This window comes from Halobaculum saliterrae, assembly GCF_009831625.1.
Taxonomy (GTDB): domain Archaea; phylum Halobacteriota; class Halobacteria; order Halobacteriales; family Haloferacaceae; genus Halobaculum; species Halobaculum saliterrae.
Window position 1 is genome coordinate 39731 of record NZ_WUUS01000001.1, and the last position, 19966, is coordinate 59696.

24 protein-coding genes and 1 tRNA gene are annotated in these 19966 nt (G+C 67.2%); 16 read left to right on the top strand and 9 right to left on the bottom strand.

Annotation, left to right across the window (positions count from 1 at the left end):
* Positions 1 to 2: 2 nt before the first annotated feature.
* Positions 3 to 1865 carry an ABC1 kinase family protein gene (locus GRX01_RS00195; protein WP_394351347.1) on the top strand — a complete coding sequence of 621 codons (1863 nt, stop codon included), beginning with the start codon at positions 3 to 5 and terminating at the stop codon, positions 1863 to 1865.
* A gap of 40 nt (positions 1866 to 1905) precedes the next feature.
* Here the strand turns inward: GRX01_RS00195 and GRX01_RS00200 are convergent, their stop codons facing one another.
* The 3 genes from GRX01_RS00200 to GRX01_RS00210 all read right to left on the bottom strand — a co-directional run bounded on the left by GRX01_RS00200 (position 1906) and on the right by GRX01_RS00210 (position 4372).
* A complete protein-coding gene (locus GRX01_RS00200) occupies positions 1906 to 2808 on the bottom strand; it encodes an alpha/beta fold hydrolase (protein WP_159662227.1) in 903 nt (300 codons plus the stop codon).
* Between the two features lie 126 nt (positions 2809 to 2934).
* A complete protein-coding gene (locus GRX01_RS00205) occupies positions 2935 to 3342 on the bottom strand; it encodes a hypothetical protein (RefSeq protein WP_159662229.1) in 408 nt (135 codons plus the stop codon).
* On the bottom strand, positions 3332 to 4372 hold the full coding sequence (locus GRX01_RS00210; protein ID WP_159662231.1) for a zinc-binding dehydrogenase: 1041 nt from the start codon (positions 4370 to 4372) through the stop codon (positions 3332 to 3334). The genes GRX01_RS00205 and GRX01_RS00210 overlap by 11 nt, the downstream gene beginning before the upstream one ends.
* Before the next feature lie 141 nt (positions 4373 to 4513).
* On the opposite strand from GRX01_RS00210, the gene GRX01_RS00215 reads away from it, so the two are divergent.
* From GRX01_RS00215 to GRX01_RS00280, 14 genes are all read left to right on the top strand, one after another.
* A complete protein-coding gene (locus GRX01_RS00215) occupies positions 4514 to 4915 on the top strand; it encodes a hypothetical protein (protein WP_159662233.1) in 402 nt (133 codons plus the stop codon).
* The gene (locus tag GRX01_RS00220; RefSeq protein WP_159662235.1) at positions 4912 to 5346 is read left to right on the top strand and encodes a DUF2178 domain-containing protein; all 435 of its coding nucleotides are present in this window, start codon (positions 4912 to 4914) and stop codon (positions 5344 to 5346) included. The genes GRX01_RS00215 and GRX01_RS00220 overlap by 4 nt, the downstream gene beginning before the upstream one ends.
* Positions 5343 to 5549 (top strand): helix-turn-helix transcriptional regulator, encoded by a 207-nt coding sequence (locus tag GRX01_RS00225; protein WP_159662237.1) that lies wholly within the window; start codon positions 5343 to 5345, stop codon positions 5547 to 5549. Before GRX01_RS00220 ends, GRX01_RS00225 begins: the two co-directional genes overlap by 4 nt.
* Positions 5550 to 5621: 72 nt before the next feature.
* The gene (locus GRX01_RS00230; RefSeq protein WP_159662239.1) at positions 5622 to 6083 is read left to right on the top strand and encodes a hypothetical protein; all 462 of its coding nucleotides are present in this window, start codon (positions 5622 to 5624) and stop codon (positions 6081 to 6083) included.
* Between the two features lie 45 nt (positions 6084 to 6128).
* Positions 6129 to 6764 carry a MogA/MoaB family molybdenum cofactor biosynthesis protein gene (locus GRX01_RS00235; protein WP_159662241.1) on the top strand — a complete coding sequence of 212 codons (636 nt, stop codon included), beginning with the start codon at positions 6129 to 6131 and terminating at the stop codon, positions 6762 to 6764.
* A 399-nt stretch (positions 6765 to 7163) separates the two neighbouring features.
* A complete protein-coding gene (locus GRX01_RS00240; RefSeq protein ID WP_159662243.1) occupies positions 7164 to 7997 on the top strand; it encodes a helix-turn-helix transcriptional regulator in 834 nt (277 codons plus the stop codon).
* A gap of 121 nt (positions 7998 to 8118) precedes the next feature.
* Complete coding sequence (gene cmk / locus GRX01_RS00245; RefSeq protein WP_159662245.1) at positions 8119 to 8697, top strand: (d)CMP kinase; 579 nt, start codon at positions 8119 to 8121, stop codon at positions 8695 to 8697.
* Entirely contained in the window at positions 8697 to 9599 is a 903-nt protein-coding gene (locus GRX01_RS00250) for an RNA-guided pseudouridylation complex pseudouridine synthase subunit Cbf5 (protein WP_321167879.1), read from the top strand. The genes cmk and GRX01_RS00250 overlap by 1 nt, the downstream gene beginning before the upstream one ends.
* 103 nt (positions 9600 to 9702) lie before the next feature.
* On the top strand, positions 9703 to 10806 hold the full coding sequence (locus GRX01_RS00255) for a succinylglutamate desuccinylase/aspartoacylase family protein (RefSeq protein ID WP_321167839.1): 1104 nt from the start codon (positions 9703 to 9705) through the stop codon (positions 10804 to 10806).
* Positions 10807 to 10916: 110 nt separating this feature from the next.
* Complete coding sequence (locus GRX01_RS00260) at positions 10917 to 11150, top strand: hypothetical protein (protein ID WP_159662249.1); 234 nt, start codon at positions 10917 to 10919, stop codon at positions 11148 to 11150.
* A 66-nt stretch (positions 11151 to 11216) separates the two neighbouring features.
* Positions 11217 to 11287: transfer RNA gene (locus GRX01_RS00265), tRNA-Pro, on the top strand.
* Between the two features lie 147 nt (positions 11288 to 11434).
* Positions 11435 to 11617, top strand: a complete 183-nt coding sequence (locus GRX01_RS19670) for a DUF7563 family protein (protein ID WP_449271445.1) — start codon at positions 11435 to 11437, stop codon at positions 11615 to 11617.
* On the top strand, positions 11614 to 11754 hold the full coding sequence (locus tag GRX01_RS00275) for a hypothetical protein (RefSeq protein WP_159662253.1): 141 nt from the start codon (positions 11614 to 11616) through the stop codon (positions 11752 to 11754). The genes GRX01_RS19670 and GRX01_RS00275 overlap by 4 nt, the downstream gene beginning before the upstream one ends.
* Positions 11751 to 13424, top strand: a complete 1674-nt coding sequence (locus GRX01_RS00280; RefSeq protein ID WP_201289458.1) for a helix-turn-helix domain-containing protein — start codon at positions 11751 to 11753, stop codon at positions 13422 to 13424. The genes GRX01_RS00275 and GRX01_RS00280 overlap by 4 nt, the downstream gene beginning before the upstream one ends.
* A 417-nt stretch (positions 13425 to 13841) precedes the next feature.
* On the opposite strand, the gene GRX01_RS00285 is transcribed toward GRX01_RS00280, so the two are convergent.
* On the bottom strand, positions 13842 to 14102 hold the full coding sequence (locus GRX01_RS00285; protein ID WP_159662255.1) for a hypothetical protein: 261 nt from the start codon (positions 14100 to 14102) through the stop codon (positions 13842 to 13844).
* 58 nt (positions 14103 to 14160) lie between these two features.
* Here GRX01_RS00285 and GRX01_RS00290 point away from each other — a divergent pair, with 58 nt between their 5' ends.
* Positions 14161 to 14310, top strand: coding sequence for a hypothetical protein (locus GRX01_RS00290; RefSeq protein WP_159662257.1), 150 nt, complete (start codon positions 14161 to 14163; stop codon positions 14308 to 14310).
* A gap of 717 nt (positions 14311 to 15027) precedes the next feature.
* On the opposite strand, the gene GRX01_RS00295 is transcribed toward GRX01_RS00290, so the two are convergent.
* The 5 genes from GRX01_RS00295 to GRX01_RS00315 form a co-directional block, all read right to left on the bottom strand.
* Positions 15028 to 15408: a hypothetical protein gene (locus GRX01_RS00295; protein ID WP_159662259.1), complete on the bottom strand. Its 381-nt coding sequence runs from the start codon at positions 15406 to 15408 to the stop codon at positions 15028 to 15030.
* 175 nt (positions 15409 to 15583) lie between these two features.
* Positions 15584 to 16756 (bottom strand): hypothetical protein, encoded by a 1173-nt coding sequence (locus GRX01_RS00300; RefSeq protein ID WP_159662261.1) that lies wholly within the window; start codon positions 16754 to 16756, stop codon positions 15584 to 15586.
* A complete protein-coding gene (locus GRX01_RS00305) occupies positions 16753 to 17583 on the bottom strand; it encodes a hypothetical protein (RefSeq protein WP_159662263.1) in 831 nt (276 codons plus the stop codon). The genes GRX01_RS00300 and GRX01_RS00305 overlap by 4 nt, the downstream gene beginning before the upstream one ends.
* A 2-nt stretch (positions 17584 to 17585) precedes the next feature.
* Positions 17586 to 18185, bottom strand: coding sequence for a hypothetical protein (locus tag GRX01_RS00310; RefSeq protein ID WP_159662265.1), 600 nt, complete (start codon positions 18183 to 18185; stop codon positions 17586 to 17588).
* A gap of 31 nt (positions 18186 to 18216) precedes the next feature.
* On the bottom strand, positions 18217 to 19965 hold the full coding sequence (locus GRX01_RS00315; protein ID WP_159662267.1) for a hypothetical protein: 1749 nt from the start codon (positions 19963 to 19965) through the stop codon (positions 18217 to 18219).
* Between the last annotated feature and the right edge of the window lies 1 nt (position 19966).

A 19966-nucleotide genomic window follows, 5' to 3' on the forward strand; every position in this document is an offset into this window, starting at 1 on the left:
GGGTGGTGACGCTGGTTTCACTGCGCGCGTACCGACGGTTCCCCCTCGTCATCTACCGGTTCCTGCCGCTGATCTGGGCGCTCCTTCGCGACCGGAAACGGTTCATCGTCTTGGGCGGGTCCCGGACGGTGACCCGAGAGATGCGGCTCCGTCGAGCGGAGGTGCTGTTGGACACGCTCCTCACGCTCGGGCCGACGTTCATCAAGCTCGGACAGATCCTCTCGACCCGGCCGGACGTGCTCCCCGCGTCGTACATCGAGGTGCTGTCCTCGCTGCAGGACGACGTGCCGCCGGCGCCGTGGGCGGAGTCCCGGCGCGTCATCGAGGACGAGCTCGGCCCCGTCGAGGAGGTGTTCGACGAGTTCGACACCGAGCCCATCTCGGGCGCCAGCCTCGGGCAGGTGTACGTCGCCACCTACGAGGGGCAGGAGGTCGCGGTGAAGGTCCGTCGGCCCGGGATCGAGGAGTTGGTCGAGGCCGACCTCCGGATCATCAAGTGGTCGGTGCCGCTGCTGACACGGTTCGTCGGGCAGGGGCAGGCGTTCTCGCTGGACAACCTGGCCGAGGAGTTCGACAAGACGATCCACCAGGAGATGAACTACACCCGCGAGCAGCGCGTGCTTCGGGAGATCCGGGCGAACTTCGATGACAGCGACCGGATCGTGATCCCCGAGCCCGTCGCCGCCGCGTCCGGACCGCGCGTGCTCACGATGGAGTACCTGCCGGGCACGAAGATCTCCGACACCGCAGCGCTCGATTCGATGGGGATCGACCGCACCGAGCTGGCGACGACGCTCCAGCGTGCGTACCTGCAGATGATCGCCGAGGACGGCGTCTTCCACGCCGATCCCCACCCGGGCAACCTCTCCGTGACGCCGGAGGGACAGATCATCTTCTACGACTTCGGGATGTCCGGCCGCGTCGACCCGTTCATCCAGGAGAAGATCATCGACTTCTACATCGCCGTCGCGAACCAGGACATCGACGGGATCCTCGACTCGCTCGTCGAGATGGGAACGCTGTCGCCGGAGGCCGACCGGAAGGTGATGGCCGACGTGATGGAGCTGGCCATCGCCGACGTGCGCGGGGAGGACATCGAGCAGTACCGCGTCCAGCAGGTGATCGAACAGGTCGAGTCGACGATATACGATTTCCCGCTGCGGCTGCCCCAGAACATGGCGCTCGTCCTCCGGGTGGCGACGGTCGTCGAGGGGGTCTGCGTCACGCTCGACCCGGACTTCGACTTCATCGAGGTCGCCACGGAGTACCTCTCCGAGGAGGGGTATCTGGAGGACACGGCCCGTCGGCTCGCGAGCGATGCGGCGACGCAGACACGGGACACGGCGCGCGCGCTGTTCACAGTGCCGCCGAAGCTCGATTCCGTGCTCGACACGGTCCAGCGCGAGGACCTCGCGGTCAACGTCACGCTGGAGGACGACAACCACGTCCTCGACCGGCTGGCCCAGCGGATCGCCTACTCCGTGCTCACCGCGGTGGGCGGCCTCTCGGCGGCGATCATCTACTCGTTCGGATCGACCATGCTCGACGTGTACCTCTCGATCGGGATCGTCGTGGCCACGCTGCCGATGGTGTTCTTCCTGTACCGCTCGTTCACGAAGGACAAGCGCGGGATCAGGGCCCAGCCCCAGTTCACCCGACAGAGCATGCGGGAACGCCAGTCCGCCGAGGCCGACGAGGGATCGGGCGCGGCCGGCGCGATGATGCCCGGCGCGGTGAATCAGGCCGGCGGCGAGGACGGCGACGCGACGGGGGACGGTCGCCGACGCGACGCCGCTCGCGACCGCCGTGGCTGGGACGACGACGGCGGCGTCGACATCGGCGTCGACGGCGAACGGACGGAGTAGTCGCCACGCCCGCCCGCCGTTCGCTCCCCGAGCGCCTCGTTCAGGAGAGTTCCTCGAGGATCGCGTCGGCGACCCTCGTCGGCTGTTCGTGTTGGACCCAGTGGGTCGCCTCGTGGACGTTCGTGATCCGGCCGTCCGCGCAGTGCTCGAGGGAGTCGGACGCCATGCGGTGTTTGAGGAACTGGTCGTGAACCCCCCATACCAGGCGGGTCGGGACCGTGACCTCGTCCGCCTCGGGCGTCGGCGGCCGCCGCGCGGCCGCCCGATACCAGTTCAGCATCGCGGTGAACGCGCCCTCGCGGCGCCAGGCCGCGCGGTAGCGGTCGAAGTCCCGCGTCGAGAACGTGCCCGGCATCGAGGACTCGCGCATCATCCGCACCGGGAGGCGCCAGTTCGCCGCTCGCGTCAGCGCCTCGGGCACCCTCGGCACCTGAAAGAACAGCGCGTAGCTCGACCGGAGGAGTTGGACCGGATCCCCGGACAGCGCCCGCCGGATCACGGTCGGGTGGGGCGCGTTGACGGCGACGAACGACGACAGCCGCCCGGGAGAGTGCAGCGCCGTCCACCAGCCGACGACGCCGCCCCAGTCGTGGCCGACGAGCGCGGCCGTCTCGCGGTCGTACGCGTCGATCAGGCCGGTCACGTCGGCCGAGAGCGCCTCGATCCGATAGTCGCGGACGCGACCGGGACGCTCGCTGCGGTTGTAGCCCCGCTGGTCCGGGACGACGACCCGGTAGCCCTCGTCGACGAGCGGACGGATCTGATCGCGCCAGCCGTACCAGAACTCGGGGAACCCGTGGAGCAGGAGGACGAGGTCGCCGTCGTCGGGACCGGCCTCGACGACGTGGAACGTCCGGCCGTTCGCCTCGACGAACGTCGACTCCCCCGGAACGTCCGGCGGGAGCCGGTCCGGGTCGCCGGCCGCGGTGAGCGAGGTCGTCATGTCGATCTGACGTACGCGCTCGTCGGCCAAAACGTACCGGCCGGACCGGGCTGCGATCCGGCTCGCTCGGCGGCGACCGCGCGGTCCGACCGGGTCAGCCGTTCGGCCGTGGGTCGGAGGCCGGAGTCACTCGCCGCCGGCGGCGAGGCTCCACACCGCCGTCACGCCCAACAGGAGCGCGGGGAGAAACGGCAGCACGAGCATCGCCGCGAGGAAGCGGAAGCCGAGCTCCCCCGGCACGGTCGGACGAACGTAGATGATCCCGGGGACGACGAGGAACGCGATGACGACGACGGCCACCAGCACCCAGCCGGCGCGCCCGAGGTCGTCGGCATCCGCGGGGGCGTCGCCTGCGGTGGTGGAGTCGGTTCCCGCGGGAGCGTCCGCGTCGTCGACGCGTTCGTAGCCGTCGCCGGTGTTGACGACCCGCGTGCGGTCGCCGTCGACGGTCGCGTCCGCGTCCGTGTCGGCGTCGGTATCCGCGTCGGCGTCGGTATCCGTGTCCGCGTTCGGGTCCGATCCCTCAGAGCTCACTGTCGGGTCTAACCACCACCTTGCCAAAGCCCTCTCGGTCCTCGATCATCTCGTGTGCGCGCGCCGCCTCGCTCATCGGCAGCGTCTCGCGGATCCGCGGCTCGAAGGTGCCGTCCCAGACGAGTTCGAGCACGTCGTCGACCTCGCCCGGCGTCGCCATCGTCGAGCCGATCACCTTCAGCTGGTTCCAGAAGATGCGGTTGATGTCCGTCTCCGGGCGCCCGCCGGTCGTCGCGCCGCAGGTGACGATCCGGCCGCCCTTCGCGAGGCTCTTGAGCGAGTCGTGCCACGTCGCCGCGCCGATGTGGTCGACGACCATGTCGACGCCGCGGCGGCCGGTGTGCTCGCGGATCTCCGCGGCGAAGTCGTCCTGCTCGTAGTTGATGACGTGGTCGGCGCCCAACTCCTCGGCGTAGCCGAGCTTCTCCTCGGTGGACGCGGTCGCGTACACCTCCGCGCCGACGTGGTCGGCGATCTGGACCGCCGCGTGGCCGACGCCGCCGGAGGCCCCGAGCACGAGCACCGACTCGCTCGGGCCGAGTTCGCCCTGCGAGAGGAGCATCCGCCAGGCGGTCTGGAACACGAGCGAGGAGGAGCCGGCGACCTCCCAGTCGACGTGCTCCGGGACGGGCACGAGGTTGTCCTGCGGGACGGCCGCGAGCTCCGAGTGGACGCCGCGCTGGTGCTCGCCGATGATCGAGAAGCGGACGCACTGGGACTCCTCGCCGTGTCGGCAGAACTCACACTCCCCGCAGGAGACGCCCGCCGAGACGGCGACGTGGTCGCCCTCCTCGAACCGGGTGACGCCCTCGCCGACCTCGTGGACGACGCCCGCGGCGTCGGAGCCGGGGATGTGCGGCATCTCGAGGTCGATCCCCGGCAGGCCCTTCCGGGTCCAGATGTCGAGGTGATTGAGCGCGCCCGCCTTCACGTCCACAATCACCTCTCCCCGAGCGGGCTCGGGATCCGGGAAATCGCCGTACTCGATCACGTCGCGGTCGCCGTGCTCCGAGAACTGAACCGCTTTCATGCGTGTCCACATCTGCCACGCCGGGGGACTAAACCCTACTCCCCGCGGCGAACCGCGACGGGTCGATGGGGCGATAGCTATAAGTCGCTGTGTAAAGTTTCCTTTACTGTAAAGCGAGCTTTACAGCTCGCGCTCGGATCCATGACGACGACACACGCCACTCACGACGGATCGGTCTCGAACCGCCTCGCGTACGTCGCGCTGTGGGCGGCGGCGACGCTCGCGTACGTCGGCCTGCTCGTGGTCGGACGCGAGATCGCCGCGGTCGGCTCGTTCGCCCTCCTCGCCGTCGTCGCCGTCGGCTACCGGCGCGTCGCCGACGTGCGCCTCGACGAGCGCGACACGGACGTGCTCGCCACGGCCTCCGGGCACGCGGTGCGGGTGTTCGGCCTCACCTCGGCGGTCGTGTTCCCGGCGCTCGCGCTCGCGAGCGGGCTCGGTCACTACACCTGGAGCGCGTTCGCCGCGGGCGCGGCCACCACGGTCACCGCGTTCTTCCTCGTGTGGGTCGCCGCGATCGCGGTCGTCCGGGGGCGACGATGACGGGCGAGCGCGTCGAGTCCGGGAGCGGCACGACCCGGACGCCGACCGTCTCCAGCCGTCGGCGCTACCGCCGGCTGCTGTTCGGCGCTGTCGGGGTCGGCGTGGTCGCGAATCTCGCGCTCAGGGCCCTCTCGTACCCCGTCGCGGCCGAGGCGGCCTACTGGGTCGGGATCGTCGCCTTCCTCGCGGTGTGGCAGTTCAGTCCCGTGAGGCTGTTCGACGAGCGCGACGCCGAACTGGAGCGCCGCGCGAGCACCCTCACGATGGTCGTCGCCGCGGTCGTCCTCGTGCTCGGCGCCTCCGGCGCGCGAACGCTCGCCGCGCTCAGGGTGTACGAGGCGCCGCCGTTCGTCAGTGGCGTGCTGTACGGCTACGTCGGGCTGTTCGTCGTGTTCGCCGTCGCGTACGGCTGGCTCAGTCGGCGCCGATGAACAACGAGGTCCGTGCCCGTCGCGAGGAACGCGGGCTCAGTCAGGCCGAGCTCGCGGAACGGGTGGACGTGACCCGCCAGACGATCAACAGCATCGAGCGCGGGCGTTACGACCCGTCGCTGGCGTTGGCGTTCGGCCTCGCAGACTTCTTCGACTGCCGGATCGAGGAGCTGTTCGATCCGGACGGCGACGACAGGACGTAGGGCGGCCGCCACGAGACCCCCGAGCGGGCGGCCACCACAAAGCCCATTCACGGCCGCCGACGATCGCCGGGAGTGAATCGGTCCACCGTCCTCGCCGCCCTCCGCGTCGGAACCGTCGCCGCCGGTCTCGTCTGCTTCGTCGCCGTCGCCGTGTTCGTGTTCGACCTCCCGCCGCCGCCCGAGACGGGAGACGGCGTCCCGTCGGGCTTCGCGTTCGCGTTCGCCCTGATCGGGACGGCCGTCGCGGGGGTCGTCACCGTCGTCGGCTACGGTCTCCCCGCGGGCGGCGGTCGCCTCAGTGTCGGTCCGCTCGCCGACCGGTCGAGCACGTATCGGCTCGCCGCCGGCGGGGCTGCCGCCGCGGTGCTCGGACTCGCCCTCGCGTTCGGCCTCGCGTTTCTCGCCGCCGGGATGGCCTCCGTCACGGCGTGGGTCGTCGGCGTCGGGCTCCTCGTGGGGGGTCTCGTCTCCGTCGCGCTCGCCGGGCTGGCCGTCGGCGTCCGGATCGTCGCCGACGCGGTCAGGGGGGAGTGACCCACGGACCCGGGGTTGAAGCGCTCGCGACCGGTAGGCGTCCCCATGAGCGACAGCCATCGTCACGAGGGAGCCGGCCACGACCACGGCGAGGACCACGACCACGGGGACGGCGACGACAGCGGCCACCGCCACGACCACGGCAAGGACCACGACGGAGGGGGTGGCCATGCTCACGACGACCACGAGCATCACGCCCACGACGTCGAACGGCTCGGATACGCGGTCGTCACGGTGTCGTCGACGCGCGGGTACGAGGACGATCCCGCGGGCGACGCGATCGAGTCGATCGTCGAGGGCGCCGGCGACGAGGTGGTCGTCCGGGAGGTCGTCAACGACGACTTCGACGGCGTACAGGGGACGGTCAACCGCCTCGTCGACCGCGACGACGTGGACTGCATCGTCACGACCGGCGGGACGGGCGTCACCCCCGACGACGTGACCGTCGAGGCGGTGACGCCACTGTTCGACAAGGAGCTCCCGGGGTTCGGCGAGCTGTTCCGGTCGATGAGCCGCGACGAGATCGGGACGATGGTCGTCGGGACGCGCGCGACCGCCGGCGTCGTCGGCGGCGTCCTCGTGTTCTGTCTCCCCGGCAGCGAGAACGCCGCGCGGCTCGGGAGCGGGGAGATCATCGTGGAGGAGGCGGGACACCTCGCGGGGTTGGCGAGACGGGAGTGAGGGAGCATCACGCCCACGACGTCGACCGTCTCGGAACGCGGCGGAGCGGTCTCCGTGCCGCTCCGCCCATACTAGCGAGCCGGGAGTAGCGAGGCCGACTGACGGGAGGCCTCGATGCGAACGGCGAACCGAGTGAGTCGTGAGTGGGGCGTCGCGACCGACCGAGCCTCTCGGACCCATCGCAGAGTGGAGGGGGAGAGTCGGGAGCGGCGGGTCACCCGGTGACGGGCCGATCCGATGTCACGGCGTGGAGGGCCGAGCAGTCGGGGACCGATATCGAGGGCAAGCGAACCTATTGGAGGCCTCGTCATTACTCCACCGTCCGGGCAGCTTCCCACCGTCCGGTCGGCCCACCGGTAAACGGAACACACATCAGCCGGCCGTCCGTTCCTCGGCCCAATGACGAGCGGTGACGCGGCGGAGATCGCAAACGTGCTCGCGAAGCGCCGCGACGTCCTCGCGGCCCTGTGCGACGGTCCCGTCCGGAAGCGGCGGCTCGTCGACGATCTGGGCGTGCCGCGAACGACGCTCGATCGCGGCGTCCGAGAGCTCGTCGACGCGGGGCTCGCCGAGCGTGTAGACGGGGGCGTGCGCGCGACTGCCGTCGGCGAGCGGGCCCTGTCCGAACGGGACCGCTATCGCGCGCGCCTCGACGGGCTCAGGCGGGGCGAGCCGCTGTTCGAGGCGCTCCCCGACGACACCGAGCTCGACGCCCGGTTCCTCGCCGGGGCGTCCGTGAGTCGGCCGGACCCGAGCCTCCCCGACGGCGTCGTCGAGCGGCTGTTCGAGTCGGTCCGCACCGCCGACGAGGTGTACGGCGTCGCGCCAGCCGCGCTGTCGGGCCACATCGACACGTTCGACGCGGAGGCGACCGCCGGCGGCGCGGTCCCGGAGATGGTCGTCACCCCCGCCGTGCTGGACCACCTGGTCGAACACCGACCCGAGCGGTTCGCCGCCGACCTCCGCGAGGGAACGGTCGAGTTCTTCCGCGCGTCCGTGGCGGTCGAGTTCGGCGTCTGGATCGCCGCACACGACGACTGCGAGGACGAGGCCGGGATCGTCGTCTACACGGACACCGGCGTCGGCGGCGTGGCGGTCAACGACGACCCGAGGGCCGTGAACTGGGCCCGCGAGCAGTTCGAGCGGGCCCGCTCGGGCGCCGAACGGGTGACGTCCGAGACGGTGCTCGACGAACGCGGAAGCCAAGCGGCCGGCCCCCGAGACGCCGATTGAGGCCGGCCGCCGGTCCGGCGCCACGATCGATCGGACCACGATCGATCGGAGACCCGCGCGAGCGCGCCACACACCGCGGGAACATGGACGCCTTTTTGCCCGCGACGAGCCGAGTGTGGTTATGTTGCTAACGGTCTCCGGCCCGCCGGGCAGCGGGAAGAGCACCACCGCCGCCGCGCTCGCGGAGGCGTTCGACCTCGAACACGTCTCCGGCGGCGACATCTTCCGGGAACTCGCCGCCGAGCGCGACATGACGCCCGTCGAGTTCAACGAGCTCGCCGAGGAGGACGACCAGATCGACCGCGACCTCGACCGTCGTCTGCGCGACGTCGCCGTCGAACGCGACGACGTACTGCTGGAGTCGCGCCTCTCCGGGTGGCTCTCCGGCAGTCACGCCGACCTGCGCATCTGGCTCGACGCCCCCCTCGACGTTCGTTGTGAACGGATCGTCGACCGGGAGGAGAAACCGCTCGACCAGGTCATCGAGGAGACGCGCCGTCGCGAGAGCAGCGAGGCGAAGCGCTACCGCGAGTACTACAACATCCACATCGACGACCTGAGCATCTACGACCTCGTGTACAACACGGCCCGCTGGTCGCCGGAGGGGATGCTCGGAATGCTCACGACCGCCGTGGACTCGTACGATCCCGACACCGACGAGGGGAAGATCCCCGTCGAGGGCGTCGACTACGACTTCTGATCATGCGCCCGGCGCCCGAGAAGCGATCGGTCGACGACCTCGCCGAGTTCGGCGTCGTCAACCTCGACAAGCCCGCGGGGCCGTCGGCCCATCAGGTCGCCGGCTGGGTTCGGGACGCTCTGGGCGTCGACCGCGCGGCCCACTCGGGCACGCTCGACCCGAAGGTGACCGGCTGTCTGCCCACGCTGACCGGCGATGCGACGCGGATGGCGCAGGTGTTCCTCGAAGGCGCCAAGGAGTACGTCGCTGTGCTGGAGCTCCACGGCACGGCCCCGACCGACCTCGACCGCGTCGTCGGCGAGTTCGAGAGCGAGGTGTACCAGAAGCCGCCACGCAAGTCCGCAGTCAAGCGGAAACTGCGTACCCGCGAGGTGTACGACCTCGACGTGCTCGATCGCACGGACCGGCAGGTGCTCCTCCGCGTCCGCTGTGAGTCGGGGACGTACATCCGGAAGCTGTGTCACGATATCGGCCTCGCGCTCGGCACCGGCGGCCACATGGGTCACCTCAGGCGTACCGCGACCGACCCGTTCGACGACCGGGACCTCCACACCCTGCACGACCTCGTCGACGGCGTCGCCCTCGCGGGTGGGGAGGACACCACGGACGGCGATCCCGACGAGTCACTGCTTCGAGAGGTGCTGCGCCCGGCGGAGGAGGCGCTGACAGGGCTGCCGTCGCTCACGGTCGCCGAGTCGGCGGCCCGCGAGATCGCCAACGGCGCGCCGGTGTACGCGCCCGGCGTGATCGCGAGCGGCGAGAACGGCGCCGGAGAACCCGCCGAGGGTGACCTGCTCGCGTGCTACGTGCCGAACGGGTCGGCTATTTGCCTCGGGACGCTCGTCGGCGACCCCGACGGGGAGTCCGGCGAGGTCGTCGAGTTGGAACGCGTGCTGGTCTGAGCGGGACAGTCATCTGCTGCCCCCGTCAGCAGACGGGACGCGGACGGGCGCACCGACTGCCGGTGCTCGGGGCTTTTTCGCCCGGGGGGAGCCAGACACGGGCGTGAACGACGTACTCGACGTCGGCTCCGCGAGCGCCGCCCCCGGCGAGCGCGCGGACGGCTGGATCCACGCGACCGACCTCCCGACCGGCGGGAGCGAACGACTCCCCGTCACCGTCATCAACGGCGCCGCCGACGGCCCCGTTCTCTGGGTCACCGGCGGCGTTCACGGCGACGAGGCGACCGGCGTCGCCGTCGCACAGGACGCGGCCGCGACGTTCGCTGACGCGGTCGGGGCGAAGAACCTCGCCGGCGCGGTCGTCGTCGTCCCCGTGGTCAACCCCGCGGGCCTGCGGCGCACCGAGCGCACCTCCTACTACGGCGGCGACGACCCGAACCGCTACTTCCCGGACGTCGAACGCGAGACCTCGCGTCCGCCCGAGACCCAGGAGCGCATCGACACCCGACTGTTCGAGGCGTTGACCGACTCCGCGGACCTGCTCGTCGACTGCCACACCGCGCAGGTCGGATCGATGCCGTTCACCATCCGCGACCGAGTGCTGTACGGCGAACAGCGTACCGAGGCGGAAGCGGAGGCACTGGCCGAGGATCTCGACCGCCTGGCGACCGCGCTCGGACTCCCGATCCTCACCGAGTACCCCGCCGAGGAGTACGTCGATCAGTCGCTTCAGCGCTCGACCGCCGGCGCGGCGCTCAACACCGCCGGCGTCCCCGCGGTCACCGCCGAGTTGGGCGGCCACAGCGTCGTCGAGGAGGACGCTCGCGCGGCCGGCGTCGCCGGCGTCGTCGCCGCCGCGGTCGAGTTCGGACTGCTCGATTCGACGCCCCCGGGGGTCGCGGAGGCGGGAGCCGGCGTCCCGGAGGCCCCCGTCGAGTTCCCCGTGCGGCGGTTCGTCGGCCCGCGCGCCGAGGAGGCCGGCCTGCTGCGTCACCGCGTCGCCGTCGGTGAGGCGGTGGAGGCTGGCGACGCCGTCGTCGACGTGGTGACTCCTCACGGCGAGACCGTCGAGACCGTCGAGAGCGATCACGACGGCTACGTGATCGGCCGTGCCGAGGGCCTGGCGGTCTACGAGGGAGATCCGGTCGCGAGCATGGCCGTCCGCGACGACGGGGAGCTGGTTGTGCCGAGGGATCGGGACGAGTGAGGTGAGATGAGGTGAGGTGAGGTGAGGTGAGGCGGACCCGTTGCCGGTGTCCGACGACGCCACAACGCCTACGATGTGGCGCCGACGACCGGTGGACGGTGGTCCCCGTGATGGACGCCCTCCGGGAACTCGCGGTACGTGTCGTCGACCTGCTGTCGGTGCTGGCTGGGTGGGTGTGGCGCCTTGTCGGCGCGCTCGTCGCGCTCGCGGCCGTCGTCGTCGCCGTCGGCATCGGCTGGCTCCTTGTCGTCGTTCGGCTCGCCCGCGCGGCGCCCCACCTCGGCGGTGACGACCAGGAGGGCGGGCGTGACACGACGTGGCTACCGCCCCGGCGCGGGACGTGATCGCGTGACGGGGAGAGGTCGACGAAACGAAGCGCTTAACCCCAACGCTCGTTTCTGACCGAGTGCGGGACCGTAGGGTAGTGGTATCCTCTGCGGATGGGGTCCGTAGGACCTGAGTTCGAATCTCGGCGGTCCCATAACCTTTCTGACAACAACTATACGCCACAGTGTAACTGCCACCGGACGGCGTCGGGGTGGGGGGTGTGACGGCCCGACTCGACGCGGGCGCGGGCAATCCGGAGTGCCAGTTCTGCGGCTGTCACGTTACCCGCCGATTCGCTCGAGTGTTCGGCGACGAGAACGACGTTGCTCACCGCTGTCTCGCATGTGACTCGACGTTCCGCGTACAGAATGGGAGTGCCGCCGGACTCGACGTCGGCCATCCCGACCCAGCGGAAAACCCGAACCGGAACCGCGGGCCCCGCGTAGGTGCACCGCTTCGCGCTGACGGTGGTGGCGACTCTTGAGCGACGGTGGATTCACTCGTCTTGATGGTCCCGAGTGCGTCGACTGCGAGCGATCGACGCCGACGACGGGCGAGCGCGTTCCGTACGACGTCATCCTCTGTCCGAGCTGCTACCTCGAGCGGGAGGGAGTCCAATGAGGGCCGTCACGCCAGCTTGGCACGAGTTCGCCATGCAGCTGAATTTCAGCGGCGGGCTCGCTCCCTACTTCGCGTGTCACGCCGTCGTCCGCTCGAGCGGTGGGTCGCGAGAAATTGAATTCACCCACGACGGTGAGCGTTGGCTCGCGAAGCTCTACTACCAGTCGTCAGGGATCGCGCATCCCGGCCGTCGCCTCCCCACCGGTACCGAATGGGATCTGGATACCGTTCGAGAGTTCCGGGTCAAGGTCATGCGCCACCCGTCGGAAGACGGTCCTGGGCAACAGTCGTTCAACGCGCACCTACGCCCGCGCTGGCAAGGAATGCAAGTCGAACGCTCCGACGGCGAGACACAGGAGCTCTCGCTCCCGCCGGGGATGACTGAGGGCGTGAACGTCCGCGTCAACGGGTCGAACATCCGGCCCACGCACTATCTCCCGCTGCTCCGCGACGCCGCCCGGGCGCTGGACGTGAACCCGGACTACTCCACCGATCCCGACACCTCGAGCACGGTCCGCGACGCCGAGCGGTACGTCCGGCTCCTCGAGGACGCGAGCGGCCCCGTCCACGCCCGCGACGGGCCGATCGCGAAGCTCGGCCACCTGCTCGAGAACGACCGGAGCGGCTACCGAAAGGTCGTCCAGAACGACACCGACGGGGAAGGAAACGACGTTCCAGGGTACTATCACACCGCCACGCTCGGTCCCGGCCGCGTCGCGGAAGCGTGGCCAAACCACGAACTCCCGAAAGAGATCAAGCACTACCGCGCCCGTCACGCCGACTCGCTCGATGAAGACAATCCGCTTCGACACCCGAAGGTCGGTGCGTCCTATCAGGTGAATCGGTGGGATGAATCGCTCGGAGTCACTGACGAAGATCTAGTGCAGTTGGAGCAAGAGCTAGACGAGGCGCTCCATTCGATCCTTCGCGATGCCGGTGTTCCGCTCGTTCCTCCTGGAGGCGACGGCGCGCCACCCTACCAGCCCGATCCCTACTTCCCGGCCGAGATCGGCGAGCACGTTGAGCCGCCGAAGCTGAACCTGACCGAGCTCGAGTCTGAGCAAGAGCACGTCGTCATTCGTGAGCTAGCGAAAACTGGCGGCGTTTCTCCCGTCGAAGGGGAAGTTATCGAGTATCTCCTCGCGGACGGCGGCACGGCGAGCGCCGCTGACATCGCCGAGGAACACGGCCGCCACGTCGGATCGGTCCGCCGCGCGCTTCGGCGCATGGACGACCTGATAGATCGCAAGTACGGCGAGGTTGCCCTCGCGTCTAATCACGTCGCCGAGATGCTACACAGCGCCGTCGCCGAACTCCGCGACGCGAGTACCCGCCTCTCGGAAGCGACCGGCGAGGCGCTCGTCTCTGCGACGCGCGGACTCGACGAGACGACGAGCGCGCTCCGTACGTGGCTCGCGAAGCACGACTGTGAAACCGAGTCGCGCGGCGAGGCGATCAAAAAACTGCGGCTCGGCGAGGTCGAGGCGCTCGGTCGGACTGGATACGCCGATGCTCAACGCAAACTCAAGAAGGGCCTGAGCTACTGGACCGACGCCGGCCGTGATCCGGCTTACTTCAAGAACGCTAAGGTTCTGTTCCGCCGGTCCGACCGCAGGAGTACGCAGGTGATGGACGCCGCCCGTCTCCTCGAACTCCGCGAGCACGTCTAGCCGACGATCGCCCCGACCGGGAGCCGATACGCGGCCCCGGTCGGGTAGTGACGACTCTCTCACACACCCCCGAATACCGCCGTTTTGAGCTCTATTCCCCCTGAAACCCCCGTTTCGTTTGGAATTTCAGAACAACGGAGCGGCCGTCACGATCGGAGTAGTTCGAGGCGAACCGAACCGGCCCCGTTGGGTTCGCCGTTAGGGGTGTGGCTAAGGCCACCCCACCAACAGACCACCGCATCCGCATCGCGGAGCACATGCGAAGCGCCCCACGGGGCGCGCGAAAAATTTCGGGACCTACGGTAAGAAGCAGCCGATAGGAAGGATCTGCGAGTTTAGCACCGTGTTGAACTATATCGAGGAATCGGGTGAGGGAACCGCCGAGGTGCTGCGGGACATCTGTCACTAAGATAAGAGTCAGTATCCATACGTTTCAGACATCTTTGCGCATCCATACCCGATGAAGTAGAGTGCTATGATAAGGACCAGAACAGGGAGGAAATTCTCAACAATTAGTGCCACAAGGTAGTGTTCGAACACTCCTGCGAGTCGAATCACGGAGGCAAGTATGAATAGAACGCCCACCACTATTGCCCCACCTCCGAAGAGCTCCGACAGTTCTTCAAGAGTATCTTTAGGACCCATTTCGGTTCCATTTGGATACGGTGACATGTCCATGTGATATGATGAGAGTACCGCCATTTCAATTTATGAGGTTGGTTGCACTGCTGAATGCATGAGCACCTTCGATCCGCCTAGGATCTTCGACGGGAACCACTGCCCGATCTGCGGTGACCCGGTCGATGTCAAGCAGCTCGACGACGGCCGCTGGACGTACACCTGTAGCGACGACGACCACACGTTCGGGCGGCTCGAGCCGGCGTGACCCAACGAGACGAACTTAGGAAGCTGAAAAAATGCGAGACGATGCCCTACTTAGGGCAGATGCGTGATCAAGTACAGACAGACGTATCCTCCGACGATGAGGATGAACGCAGTCTGGACCAGATCTAAGGCTGTGTCTTTCATTGTTGTGTTTTTGACGGACGTTCTGTTTTGGCTTGTACATTTTTAACCCCCTACTGAATCCTTCGTGTCCTTCGCTGCCGGGCATGCACCGAATTGTCTTTCAACAATCCGGCAAGTAAACTGACAAGATTTGATCCTATAATTCTGTCGGCAATTGATCACGACTCCACTCACACGCCCCGTGGAGCCGCACCCGAACCACCCTCAAATGAGTCATCGGCCGGGTTACCCCTCGACAAACAAATGCAATCCCGTGTTTGGGTCACCTCGTCCGCGACGGCAATGGAGAAAGTAGCGCACGTGCCTTTGGCATGGGCCCGTCGCGGTCACTTCTGTTTGTGCCGTTTATTCCGCGTGCGTCAGGGTGTACCGACCTGATAACAATCCGTGAGGCAGGGGTCTGTGGGAGTGGCTGCGGCGTGGTGTGCTGGACGAGTGCCCCTGACATCACCCGCCGTGGCCGTTCCGTGCTTTCGTTTATGCTGTGCGGGTCAGAAGAGAAAAGCCGTCTAACAGGATCTCAGTTCTTGACGATTCGACGCCAACCTATTGAGCAATACGCGCTCAGTATCTATCACTCGAAGATCCGCTTCGGTGTGACCTTGACCTGCTCCCCTTTCTGATGTGAGCCCGCTCCATAGAACCGCAACCGGAGCGACGACGCCCGGACCGTCCGCGTTTCGAGCACGCGAATCCCGCGGCCGACCGGCCGGTACGCCACGAACACGTACCCACCAGAGGCGCGCACAAGCCGCGTGTGCTGCTCCTTCCAGAGACGGAACCGGGGCGCCGTCCGCGTCATCATGCACGCCTTCACGTCCCACGGCCGCCCCTCATCGTCGCGCGCGTCGGTCCACGACGAGTGATCCACCTCGAGCCCGTACCGCTCGCGAGCGACCTTCTCCGCGAGCGCCCCGTACCGAGCTGCGTTTTGCGACCGATTCGCGTTCACCATGACGTCTTTTGACCCATGACCCCGCGACGATATCGATTCTTGACCGTGACCTCGATTTTCGACCACCGAGTCCCCCGGGATTCCACCCGGTGGTTCCACAGCCCCACCACGTAGTAAGTAGGTATATGACGGCCGGGGGGTGGGAAGCGGACGGAACGGACGGAACACTTCGCCATCATCCAGTTTCCCCTTCCTCCGGTTCCGGTACGTCCTCCAACTCGTTCCACTCGCCACGCTCCCACTCCTTCTTGCGGTCCGTCGCCCACGACGTGCCGTATCCAGCCTTCGCAGCCGCGTCCTTCTGCGAGATTCCCTCAGCGTCCGACCACGGTTTGCTATCCAGCAGGTACGACCGCACTCGCTCGCGACGCCGTATCTCCTCAGGGTCCGGCGCGTCGTCGCCGTCGTCCTGGTCGTCGCCGTCCGCGCCAACGATCGCGAACTCCGACGCCTCGTGTTCAGAGTAGGACTCTCGCGTGTCCGTGAGCCCCGTGAAGTCCGCACCGTCATCGAACGTGTCTTGCCCGCCTTCGGTTTCGAGCAGCCGCGCGAATCCCGGATCGTCGCGCTTGGGCTTCTCGATCGCGAACGTCGCGAGCCGCCGGAACGCAGCCGCCGTCCGCTTTCGCGTGTGGTTCACCATCAGCACCGAGCCGCGTTTCGCGTGCGGCCCGTGGCTTCCCTCCTTCTTCCGGATGAACGTCAGCGCGTTCGCGAACGTCTCAGCCTTCGGTCCGTCCTGCCCGTAGCCGCTCAATTCCTGCGCCGTCTCATCGATCACCGCGAGCACTTGCCCTTCTACCTCCGCCATCGCTTCGAGCATCTCACGGTCCGATCGGACGATCTGGTCGAATCCGTCCCACGAGGTATTCCCGATGATGTTCCCGCCGGTCCGCGCCGCCCACGTCCGCGCCACGTCCAGCGTCGTCGCCGTCTTTCCCGAGCCCGGCGGTCCGAGCACGAGCCCGATCGCGCCCTCGTTCTCTAGCTGTTCGGCGGCCGCCGTGAGTAGATCCTTCCCGTCTCGGCTCCGGTTCGTCAGGCCAACCATGCCTTGCATTTGAGAGACGTTCCCCTCAGTGAAGGCACGGTCCGCCATGCGCGTACTCGCCGACCGGATGATGTTTCGCGCTAGCGCCGATTCGAGAAACGGCCCATGTTCGTCGGGTACGAGCCCGCTTTCCCACAGACTCGCGTAGTAATTCAGCAGGTCGAGTGTCTCCGCGTCGTCGATCAGCCCCGCGAACTCGCGCACCCACTCGTTCGGCTTCTCCTCTAGCTCCCCACGGAGGAACTCGCGCCCCTGCGCCGCCGCGTATACCGACGAGTCAGACCCTGAGCGACTCATTCGACGGTCCCTCCGTCGTTCGCGATCGGCCCGGTCGGTTCGAGCGCCTCGTCATCCTCCAAGAGATCTAACGAGAACATCTCGCCGTCCCCCTCGTCGCCGAGATCGTCCTCGGTGCCGTCATCGTCAGGTGCGAGGTGCGACGGCAGCGACTCGGCCGGGAGTTCTTCGGCGATCACGTCGTCGATTGTCTCGTCTCCGAACGACGGCGACAAGTGCGGTTCGAGCGCCGCGTTCTGGTCGGTCGCCCGCCGCGCGTCAAGTCGCCGGAGGATCGACGGGATACGCCGCCGAAGCGCCCGCGCGTGCCGGGCGTCTTCCTCGTACTGGTTCCTCAGTTCGCCCACCATCGCCCGCACCGCCGACTCCTCGGTTTCCCCGAGCACGCGCGACGCGGGCGCTGCCTCGCGCCAGTTGGCTACCGCCGCGTTCGCCTCCGGATTGTAGATCCGCGCCTCGTAGGTACCCAGCGGCGAGTCCGTCCACGGATACAGCGTCCCTTCGTGAACGTCCAACTCCTCCCACGCCCGATCGTTCAACTCCCACGCTCCGAGCCCCATGTCCGTCGTCTCGTCCAGCGCGACGATGATGTGCCCCGGCGGGTCCGGTAGTAGGTCTGCGATCTTGTCTCCGACCATCCACGCGACCAGCAGCGTCCCCAAGAACGCGAGCGCCCCGAGCGTCCACCACTCGGGAAGCGACGGCACCGACGGGTATCCCGCGTCGATTATCTCAGTCTCGACGGCGAGCACGTATCCGCCACCGACCGCGATGATCGTCCGCAGGTTGTCTGAAACGAGATTGATCAGAGACTCCCTCGCGGTCATGGTCAAGCCACCCGGTCGATCTCCGGCTCGTCCGATTCCTCCAACTTCTCCCGCGAGCGCTTGAACGAGAGGTATCCAGTTCCCACGGCAGCGCTCGCCGTGAGTGCGCCCGCCGTCGAATACGCGACTGTGGGGCTACCAGCGTCCACCGAGTCCGTCCGCAACAGCGCCGCACCCTTCGCCGACGCGACCGTGATCGCATACGCCCCGTCGAACTCCACGGGCTCAAAGGTGATCCGCGTCGGCTCCGACTCGATCGAGTATCCCCGCGTCGGGATTCTCGTCGCGCTCGTCCCGTCGCCGGCCGTCATTGCGTCCATTATCGCCCCCGTGTCGGTGATCTTCACCGACGTGGGATAGTCCGCGACCAGCTCTAGCTCGAACCGGCCGTCCGTGTACTCCCACGATCGCACCGTCACCACTGGTCCGAGTTCTACGGCTATCTCCGGACCCTCCGGTGTGTCCGTGCTCGTCGTCGCGTTCGTCGCGTTCTCTTGTGCGCTCGCCGTGCCCGCACCGGCGGCCGTCGCCGCCGCGCCACCGAGCGCCGCGAGGACTGTCCTCCGCGTCGTTTCTGTCGCTTCTGCGTTCTCGTTTGTCATGGTCAAGGTCACAAAATGGGTGCGCCGAGATCTAGCTCGGCGTGGTCAGCTTGAAGTACAACAGCCCGGCGACCGCGATGATCGCCGCCGCCGCGCCGACGGATACTCCGAGCAACTGCGCGATGTACTCAAAGAATCCCTCGTTTGTCTCTGCGGTTCCGCTCGCCTTCGGCTCGCGACTCTCGATCTCCTCGCGGAGTTCGAGAATCCGGTTCATCTTGTCTAACTGCTCAGACGTGTTGCTCGTCTTGTAGACGACTTTCCGAGTCTCGACCCGCTCGATCTCAGAGCCGTCCTCGGCGGTGATCGAAGCGACGGAGAACTCGCCGTCAAGTTCGATCGTCTCGCCGCCGGTCGTCGCGAGCAACACCGGACCCGTGATATTCGACGTGTTGTACGTCGTCCCTGAATCCCACCCGCCGCTCGGTGCGTTCCGGGCGAGGATCAGGCCGTTGTACTCAGTATTTTGATACTGAACAACCATCGAGCCCGTCCCGTTCAATTCGGGCGACGCGAGCCCCATACTGCTGAGTGCGGCCGTCACGTCGTAGGTCGATTCCGAGCCGTTCAGCGCCGCGTTTCCATACCGGAACATCTGCGTGTTCCGCGAGAGCACGTCCGCCGAGTCGATCTCGCCCGACTCGTACGCTTCCCACGTGTTATTCACGAACACGTCGGCTTCCTCTTGCAGTGCGTCGTTTTGGGCTTCCATCCGGTCCCAACGGCTTGCGTAGTCGCTATATCGAACGTAGGTGTACGCATCATAATTGTCATTCGGCGGTTCAACCCGCATTCCGGTTATGTTGTAGGTGATGGTGTTACCGCCCTGAGCGTCCCACGAACCTGCTACGTAGTGATCCGTGATCGTTGCCGGGTGTGTTCGAGTGTTTCCGTTCCCACCCTCCCACGTCTCTGCGATAATCCGGCGAGCGCCCCATTCCGACCCGTTCACAAGAGTAACGCGCCCTTGTTTATCCACATCCTCGAACCTCTTTTCTGTGGGATTGTACGGGTCGTTTACCGACCCAGTAGCCGAGAATACGGCGTCTTGGTCTAACTCCGACTCATTCCGCGCGATCCGTGCGGAAGTATTCAGACTCTCAGCCGAAGCATTCCAATGCTCAATGAGGTTTACCTGTTTGACGGCGTAATATTTCGCTATGGCCTCTCTTGCCTTCGATTTGGCGACCGCCTTTGATGACCCGTTTTCGTATGCCTCTGCAATCGCCATCTCTGCCTGCATCCACGCCGCCGATTCGGTGTCATTCAGATAATTATCATAGACGGCGGTTTGAGTTCGCGTCTCTGCCCTCTGCTCAAGCGCCGCGTTGTAGATATCTAAGTGAGTCTGGTTTGCGTCCGACTCCTCCATATCCTCAATCGCCTGCGCTCGGTGGGAGTCGGTACACTCGCCCTTTCGGACGAGTTGATCCGCCGCGTAGCCCGTGAGCCCGAAGCTGAACGTAACGAGTTGCTCGGTTTTCGAGCATTCGTGTGTCGCTGCCGCCGGTTGTACCGGACCGCCAGCGAACGGCGCACCGAGCGCCGTCGTCACGAGCAGCAGCGCGACGACCGCCGCGCCGATCCGCTCGCGCCTCGGAGTGATCGAGGCGACGACCTCGCGAAGGTCGGCGTCGAGCCCGATCCGGACGCCGACGAGTCCGAGCGCTACGACCGACAGGATCGAGGGAGCGATCCACTCGCCCCGGAGTGTGAGGAACCCGGCCGCCGCGAGACTCGCGACGGCCGAGTATGTCAACGCGAGCCGTTCAAGACGCATG